Origin of the sequence: Microvirga sp. HBU67558 (assembly GCF_018069605.1) — a bacterium.
Taxonomy (GTDB): Bacteria; Pseudomonadota; Alphaproteobacteria; order Rhizobiales; family Beijerinckiaceae; genus Microvirga; species Microvirga terrae.
In genome coordinates this window covers 1-6,976 of record NZ_JAGPUP010000394.1, presented here as the reverse complement: position 1 = coordinate 6,976, position 6,976 = coordinate 1, and the positions used below count along the sequence as shown (strand labels likewise).

The 6,976-nt window shown below is 64.4% G+C and carries 8 protein-coding genes; 6 read left to right on the top strand and 2 right to left on the bottom strand.

The genetic code is table 11. The features are described 5' to 3' along the window. The 4 genes from KBI52_RS02815 to KBI52_RS02800 form a co-directional block, all read left to right on the top strand. Nucleotides 1-678: acyl-CoA carboxylase subunit beta (locus KBI52_RS02815; protein WP_305797870.1), on the top strand; the 678-nt coding region annotated here is incomplete at its 5' end. A gap of 240 nt (nt 679-918) precedes the next feature. Beyond that, the gene (locus tag KBI52_RS02810; RefSeq protein WP_173947512.1) at nt 919-2,085 is read left to right on the top strand and encodes an OpgC family protein; all 1,167 of its coding nucleotides are present in this window, start codon (nt 919-921) and stop codon (nt 2,083-2,085) included. Further along, the gene (locus KBI52_RS02805; RefSeq protein WP_210805179.1) at nt 1,995-2,840 is read left to right on the top strand and encodes an SGNH/GDSL hydrolase family protein; all 846 of its coding nucleotides are present in this window, start codon (nt 1,995-1,997) and stop codon (nt 2,838-2,840) included. Before KBI52_RS02810 ends, KBI52_RS02805 begins: the two co-directional genes overlap by 91 nt. A gap of 107 nt (nt 2,841-2,947) precedes the next feature. Continuing rightward, on the top strand, nt 2,948-4,036 hold the full coding sequence (locus KBI52_RS02800; protein ID WP_173947510.1) for a PLP-dependent cysteine synthase family protein: 1,089 nt from the start codon (nt 2,948-2,950) through the stop codon (nt 4,034-4,036). Nucleotides 4,037-4,196: 160 nt separating this feature from the next. Here KBI52_RS02800 and KBI52_RS02795 read toward each other — a convergent pair whose 3' ends face one another. Further along, nucleotides 4,197-4,814 carry an alpha/beta hydrolase gene (locus tag KBI52_RS02795; protein WP_210805177.1) on the bottom strand — a complete coding sequence of 206 codons (618 nt, stop codon included), beginning with the start codon at nt 4,812-4,814 and terminating at the stop codon, nt 4,197-4,199. Nucleotides 4,815-5,014: 200 nt separating this feature from the next. Then, on the bottom strand, nt 5,015-5,944 hold the full coding sequence (locus tag KBI52_RS02790) for a ring-cleaving dioxygenase (protein ID WP_173947508.1): 930 nt from the start codon (nt 5,942-5,944) through the stop codon (nt 5,015-5,017). 323 nt (nt 5,945-6,267) lie between these two features. On the opposite strand from KBI52_RS02790, the gene KBI52_RS02785 reads away from it, so the two are divergent. Together KBI52_RS02785 and KBI52_RS02780 are read left to right on the top strand one after the other, a co-directional pair. After that, nucleotides 6,268-6,678, top strand: coding sequence for a hypothetical protein (locus tag KBI52_RS02785; protein WP_210805175.1), 411 nt, complete (start codon nt 6,268-6,270; stop codon nt 6,676-6,678). A 113-nt stretch (nt 6,679-6,791) separates the two neighbouring features. Next, a partial coding sequence (locus KBI52_RS02780) for a biotin carboxylase N-terminal domain-containing protein (RefSeq protein ID WP_210804892.1) occupies nt 6,792-6,976 on the top strand: 185 nt, incomplete at its 3' end.

Genomic DNA, 6,976 nt, shown 5'->3' with positions numbered 1-6,976 from the left:
CTGATCCTGAAGGTCGTGGACGAGGGCGACTTCTTCGAGATCCAGGAATCCTTCGCCCGGAACATCATCACGGGTTTCGGGCGCGTCGAGGGGCGCACCGTGGGCTTCGTGGCCAACCAGCCGATGGTGCTGGCGGGGGTGCTCGACTCGGATGCCTCGCGCAAGGCCGCGCGCTTCGTGCGCTTCTGCGATGCCTTCAACATCCCAATCGTCACCTTCGAGGACGTGCCGGGCTTCCTGCCCGGCACCGCACAGGAATACGGCGGCCTCATCAAGCACGGCGCCAAGCTGCTGTTCGCCTATTCGGAGGCCACCGTGCCGCTCGTCACCGTCATCACGCGAAAAGCCTTCGGCGGCGCCTACGACGTGATGGCGTCGAAGCATATCGGCGGCGACATCAACTACGCCTGGCCGACGGCGCAGATCGCCGTGATGGGAGCCAAGGGCGCGGTGGAGATCATCTTCCGCCAGGATCTCGGCGACCAGGACAAGATCGCGGCCCGCACCAAGGAATACGAGGACCGCTTCATGTCGCCCTTCGTGGCGGCCGAGCGGGGCTACATCGACGAGGTGATCATGCCCCATTCCACGCGGCGCCGGATCGCCCGAGCGCTGGCGATGCTCCGCCACAAGGAGAGCGAGCGCCCCTGGAAGAAGCACGACAATATTCCGTTGTGATGGCAGGTGAGGGCCACGACGGCCCTCACGATACTTCAGGCGACATCTATCCCACATCTCACATGCCCGCAGCGCATGATCCATGTCACGCGCGATGCTCTGTCACGCTTGTCTCGCCAAGCTTGATTTGAGATACCGCCTCGAGGGCCGAATCCGTCTCGAAAAATTGATGTCGATCATCGAATCCCGCTGCCGTTGCCCGGCATTCTGACGTTATCCGAAAAACCACGAGGGTTGGGAATGCACGCCTTGAGAGGCCGCAACACGGTGATCGATTTCTGGCGTGGGCTCGTCCTCGTCATCATTTTCGTCAATCACGTTCCGGGCAATATTCTCGAGCATCTGACCCCCCGCAACTACGGCTTCTCCGACGCCGCGGAGGCGTTCGTCTTCATTTCCGGCTTGTCGGTTGCCCTCGTGTATTATCCGAAGCTGGCACAGAGCGGCATTATTGGTGTCGTCAGGCGGTGTGTCCGACGATCGTTCGAGCTCTATCGCATGCACCTCGTCATGACCGGTGTGGCCGTGGCGTTGTTCTCCGTCGGGTATGTGCTCAGCGACGATGTCGGCATGCTCGAGGCTCACGGCCGCGGCGCCGTGTTCGACGATACGGCGCGCGGTATCACGGGCGTGCTCCTTCTCGGCCATCAGTTAGGCTACTTCAACATCCTTCCCCTCTACATCGCCCTCATGCTCTGGGCGCCGGTGGTCATGGTCCTGATGCGGATGAACATCGTCCTGGCCGCCGCCGTGTCGATCGGATTCTACGCGCTCGCACGTGCCGATATCCTCGCCATCCCGAGTTGGCCCGAGCCGGGGAGATGGTTCTTCAATCCTTTTGCCTGGCAGCTCCTGTTCACCATGGGGATCGTCACGGGTGCCTGGCTGTCGGAGCAGGGCGTACCCTATTGGCGCCCGGCCTTCCTGGGCGCCGTCGCGTTCCTGGCCGCTTCGCTGATCACCATGACGAACGCGTTCGGACTGGCTCCGAACCTGCTCTGGAGCGCCTTTGTCAATATCGACATCATCAAGAGCGATCTTGGTCTCGGCCGCCTGGTCCACTTCCTGGCCCTGGCCTATGTGGTGACGCAACTTCGCTTCGGCGAGGCGCTGCAGGACACGGCCTTCGGCGTCGAGATGAGGCGTCTCGGGCGCAACGCCCTACCGGTCTTCGCCGTCGGGTCCATCCTGAGCGCCCTCGGAGAGGTCACGATGACGCTTGCGGCGGTGAAGTCGTCCGCTAGTCCGCACGTCGTCGGCATGGTATTCACCGTGTTCGGCATCCTCGGACTCCTCCTGCTGGCACGATATCTCGAATGGAAAAAGAAGGGCTCGCCCGTTCCCAGACAGGAGCGGACCGGAGAAGCCGGCCTCCTCCCGGCCGCGTCCGGACGGCTGCCGCAGTAGCGTCGTTTCTCCTCGCCGGCTGGGGCGCTCCCGCCCTGGCGGAGGATCCCGGGTGCCACGCTCACCAGCCGATCGTCTCCATCAGGACCGGGGTTGCCCGTCTCGCCGCCAGGCTCCGGCACCATGATCCCGTCCGGATCCTGGCGATCGGGTCCTCCTCCACCCAGGGGATCGGGGCGTCCTCGCCGGCATTTTCGTATCCGGCTCAGCTCGAGGCGGATCTCGGCCGAACCTGGGATCACTCCGTCCATGTGGAAAATGCCGGGAAGGCAGGCGAGACGATTTCCGAGACCGTCGGACGTCTCGAAGCGGCTCTCGGGTCGACCGAGCCTGATCTCGTCATCTGGCAGGTTGGGACCAACGATGCGGTCAACGGAGGCGACGAGGTCCAATTCTCGGCCCTGCTGAAGCGGGGAATCGACGCCGCGCGGGCGCTCGGCGTCGATGTGCTTCTCGTCGACCAGCAATATTATCCTGCGATCACTGATCTCGTCCGCTACGAGCGCTTCGTGAACCTCGTCGGCACGACGGCCTCGGCCGAGCAGGTGCCTGTGTTCTCGCGCTACAAGCTGATGAAAACCTGGAGTGAGCAGGCGCCGGAGGTTCTCGTCTCGATGCTGTCGGGAGACGGCTTCCACCTGGGCGACCGCGGCTATGACTGCATGGCGCAGCTCATCGCTGACAGTCTTCAGGCCCTGGCGGCACCTGCGAGCGCCTCGTCGGGCTCTACTGTAGCGGCAGCCGTGCGTCCATAGGGCAGGGTCGCCCAGGCCCATTGCGCTGGTCTTTCGATCTCGGATAAGGCATGCCCTCGAACATCCCCGGGTCCCCTCCGGGCGCTTTCGGCGAGGCCCATTGAGACATGTTCCTGAAGACGTCATGCGACCGCTCCTGGGTCTCCACCGCCATTCAGATCATCGAGGCGGATTTCAACCGCTCGTCTGACACGCATCTCCTGCGGGTGCCGTTGCCGGCGGTTCCGGGCGTGGCGCTCTACCTCAAGGATGAATCGACCCATCCCTCGGGCAGCCTGAAGCACCGGCTGGCCCGGTCATTGTTCCTATACGGGTTGTGCAACGGCTGGATCGGGCCGGAGACCACCATCATCGAAGCGTCGAGCGGCTCGACCGCCGTGTCGGAGGCCTATTTCGCGCGCATGCTCGGTCTGCGCTTCATTGCCGTGATGCCGCGCTCCACGTCGGCGGAAAAGATCGCGCAGATCGCGTTCTACGGCGGCGAGAGCCATTTCGTGGACAGTCCCGCCGAGATGTATGCGGAGAGCGCACGCCTCGCTGGTGAACTCGGCGGCCATTACATGGACCAGTTCACCTATGCCGAGCGGGCGACCGACTGGCGCGGCAACAACAACATCGCCGAATCCATCTTCAGCCAGATGTCGCATGAAGAGCACCCGATCCCGAGCTGGATCGTCGTTGGGGCGGGGACGGGCGGAACGTCGGCGACGCTGGGTCGCTACATCCGCTACCGCCGCCTGCCGACAAAGCTCTGTCTCGCGGATCCGGAGGCTTCCGTGTTCCATCGTCACCTCGCTGACCGGGCCGTGTGCAGCGTGTCGGAACCGCCCTCGGTGATCGAGGGTATCGGCCGCCCTCGGTGCGAGCCGTCCTTCGTGCCGGAGCTCATCGACCGCGCCTTCTCCGTGGCGGATGCAGCGAGCATTGCCGCCGCGCGGGTGCTGTCGCGCCGGATTGGCCGCTCCTGCGGCGGTTCGACCGGGACGAACCTGTGGGCGGTCGCGCAAGTGGTCGGCGAGATGGTGCGTCACGACCAGCAAGGTTCGGTCGTGACGCTGCTCTGCGATTCCGGCGAGCGCTACCGCAGCACGCATTTCGACGATGCCTGGCTCCGCGAGCGCGGAATCGACATCAAACCCGCCGAAGAGGCCATGGAGCGGTTCTTCGAGACGGGTGTTCTCGCACCGAACGGGTAGAACAGGCTGTCCCGACCCCAAGAAGGTCAGTTAGGCGCCGGCCTATCTCGTCATGGCCGGGCTTGTTCCGGCCATCCCGGTACGGGAAAGCACAGCGTCTGGGGTGCTCGGGATCACCGGCACAAGGCCGGTGATGACGAACATGGGACGCCCAAGAGCCTCAGCGGCTCCGCTCGGCGAACCACTTCACCAGCAGCTGCAGATCGGTCTGCGACAGGTTGTGGCCCGTAGGCAGGACCTGATGCTCAACGTCGGCGCCAGCCTCCGACAGCGCAGCGGCGAGCCGCTGCGCATTGTCGGCCGGGATGATCGGATCCATGGCGCCTGAGGTCATCAGCACGCGCTTGCCGGACAGGTCCGCCTTCGGCGCCTCGGACAGGGGCACCATGGCCCGCAGCAATGCGGCGCCGGACAGGGCCTTGGGACGCAGCATCAGCATGGCGGCGGCGATGTTCGCCCCGTTGGAGAAGCCCACGGCCACGGGCGCCTCGAGCCCATAGGCCTTGCGGGCCTCGGCCACGAAATCAGCGAGCTCGTTCGCGCGGAACTTCACGTCCTCCTCGTCGAACACGCCTTCCGCAAGGCGGCGGAAGAAGCGCGGCATCCCGTTCTCCAGGATCTTGCCGCGCGGGGACAGCAGGGCCGATCCCGGCGAGATCATGCGGCCGAGACCCAGGAGGTCGTTTTCGTCGCCGCCCGTGCCGTGGAGCAGGAGCAGCGGCGGACGGTTCGGGTCCGTTGACGGCTCATAGCGGTGGATGAAGGACAGCTCGGTCATGGTATCATTCCATCAAACGCGTGGTGCGTTCTCCTGCCGTCGCAGGGACGGGCAGGGGGGTGAGTCGTCAATGAAGGAAGCGCGCTTCATGCCGTCCGCCATCACCGGCTTTGCGCCGGTGATCTCGATCGGAAGAGCTTGGCGCTTCACAGGATCGTCATGGCCGGGACAAGCCCGGCCATGACTGAGGATGGTCCCCTTCAGACCAGTTCGGGCAGGTGGGACTCGATCTCGGCACGCCGAGGCTCCAGGAAGGCCGGGAGCTTCAGCGTGGCGCCGAGACTGTCCTGAGGCTCGTCCACGGCGAAGCCGGGTTCGTCCGTAGCGATCTCGAACAGGATCCCACCCGGCTCGCGGAAGTAGACGGACCGGAAGTAGTTGCGGTCCTTCTGCTCCGTTGTCTGCAAGCCGTGGTTCTCGGCGAGCTTCCTCACCATCTCGGCTTCCTCGGCATCGTCCCGGGCGCGGAACGCCACGTGGTGGACGGAGCCGCCACCCGACCGGCCCGGAAGGAAGCCGCCGGCGCTGCGGATGTCGACCGTGCTGCCCATCAGGGCATCGGTCTTGTAGCGGACGAGGGAGCCGTCACGGGCCGTCTCGCGGAAACCGAACACATCGGTCAGGATCGCGCCGGTGCGATCGCCGTTCTCCACGAGGAGCGTGACGCCGTCGAGGCCCCGGATGGCATGCTCCGCCGGAATGCCGTCGACCGCCCAGGCGGGCTCCGCCTCCGCGTTCGGAGCGCCGACCAGCGCGAGGCTCGTGCCGTGCGGATCCTTGAAGGTCAGCACGCTCTGACCGAAGCGCTTCTCCACGGTGCCATGCTCGACGCCCTGCTCGATGAAGCGATGCGCCCAGAAGCCCAGGGACGATTCGGGCACCCGGAACGACGTCTCCTGTGTCGACCCGATTCCGTTCCGCCCCGGTGCGACATGCTCCCACGGGAAGAACGTCAGGATCGAGCCCGGCTGCCCGAGGCTGTCGCCGAAGTAGAGATGGTAAGTTCCCGGATCGTCGAAGTTGACGGTCTTCTTGACGAGGCGCAGGCCGACCACGCGGGTGTAGAAATCGAGGTTGCGACGGGCCGGGCCGGCAATGGCCGTGACGTGATGGATACCGTGGTGCCGCATGGGACTGTTCCTTAACGGGCAAGCGCGGATTTGCGCTGCGTTGACGAGAACATAGGTACCATCGAGAGCCGCTAAAGTGTGGAAAGGGTGACCTTGCGGGATTGCAAAGCTCGTCCGTCCGTTGCCGGCAAACCCACGCAGTTCCTTGAGAATTTCGCGCAGCAAGATTCCGGCAACCAAAGTCACTCAACAACGCTTAACCTCAACGGCGATTCAGCGTGTCGTATTAACGGTTTCAGCCGCCCATCCGTGTGAGAGTCCGTATCGGACAAGCGATCAACCGGCTTACAGCCGAAGAAAAGCCGGCGGGAGTCAGACGGATGATGAAGGATCAACTTCGCGATTTCATCGACAGGATCTCCGAATCCAGGCAGGTCTCGGACGAGGACGTGACGATGCTTCAGGGCGAGATCCTGGAGGGCAGCATTCGCAGCCGACTCGAAGTCGAATCCCTGCTGGCGCTGGATCGCATCGTCGATGCCGCGGAGAGCTGGGGTCCGACACTGACCAAGCTCGTGGTCGATTTCGTCGTTTGGAACCGGGCGCCCCAAGGCGTGGTCAGCAACGACGATGCCTTCTGGCTCGCCACCCTGCTGGAGGTTAGCGGCCCCTCGCCGAACGCCATGAACATCGCCTACGGCATCCTCGACGAGGCGGGCTATGTCGATGTGGCGCTGCTCGATTTCATCATGCGCGGACGCCAGCAGGCGAGGCTCTCCCAGATCGCCGCCTGAGGGCAGCGTCCTATCTAACGCTAAATGCTGAATCGGCCCCGCTTCCCCAAGGCACGGATGTGCAGTAACGGAGGTGGGGCCAAGTTTTGGTTGGGTGGAGCGTTCGAGGGTTCATGTTCGACAAGATCCTGATTGCGAACCGGGGCGAAATTGCCTGCCGGGTCATCAAGACAGCCCGGCGCATGGGCATTAAGACCGTGGCCGTCTATTCGGATGCCGACCGCGACGCGCTTCACGTGGACATGGCCGACGAGGCCGTCCACATCGGACCCGCCGCAGCGGCCGAGTCCTATCTCGT

Coding starts and splice junctions, on each gene's coding strand:
- KBI52_RS02800 (WP_173947510.1), top strand. CDS start 2,948: ATGTTCCTGAAGACGTCATGCGACCGCTCCTGGGTCTCCACCGCCATT.
- KBI52_RS02810 (WP_173947512.1), top strand. CDS start 919: ATGCACGCCTTGAGAGGCCGCAACACGGTGATCGATTTCTGGCGTGGG.
- KBI52_RS02790 (WP_173947508.1), bottom strand. CDS start 5,944: ATGCGGCACCACGGTATCCATCACGTCACGGCCATTGCCGGCCCGGCC.
- KBI52_RS02805 (WP_210805179.1), top strand. CDS start 1,995: ATGGAAAAAGAAGGGCTCGCCCGTTCCCAGACAGGAGCGGACCGGAGA.
- KBI52_RS02785 (WP_210805175.1), top strand. CDS start 6,268: ATGAAGGATCAACTTCGCGATTTCATCGACAGGATCTCCGAATCCAGG.
- KBI52_RS02795 (WP_210805177.1), bottom strand. CDS start 4,814: ATGACCGAGCTGTCCTTCATCCACCGCTATGAGCCGTCAACGGACCCG.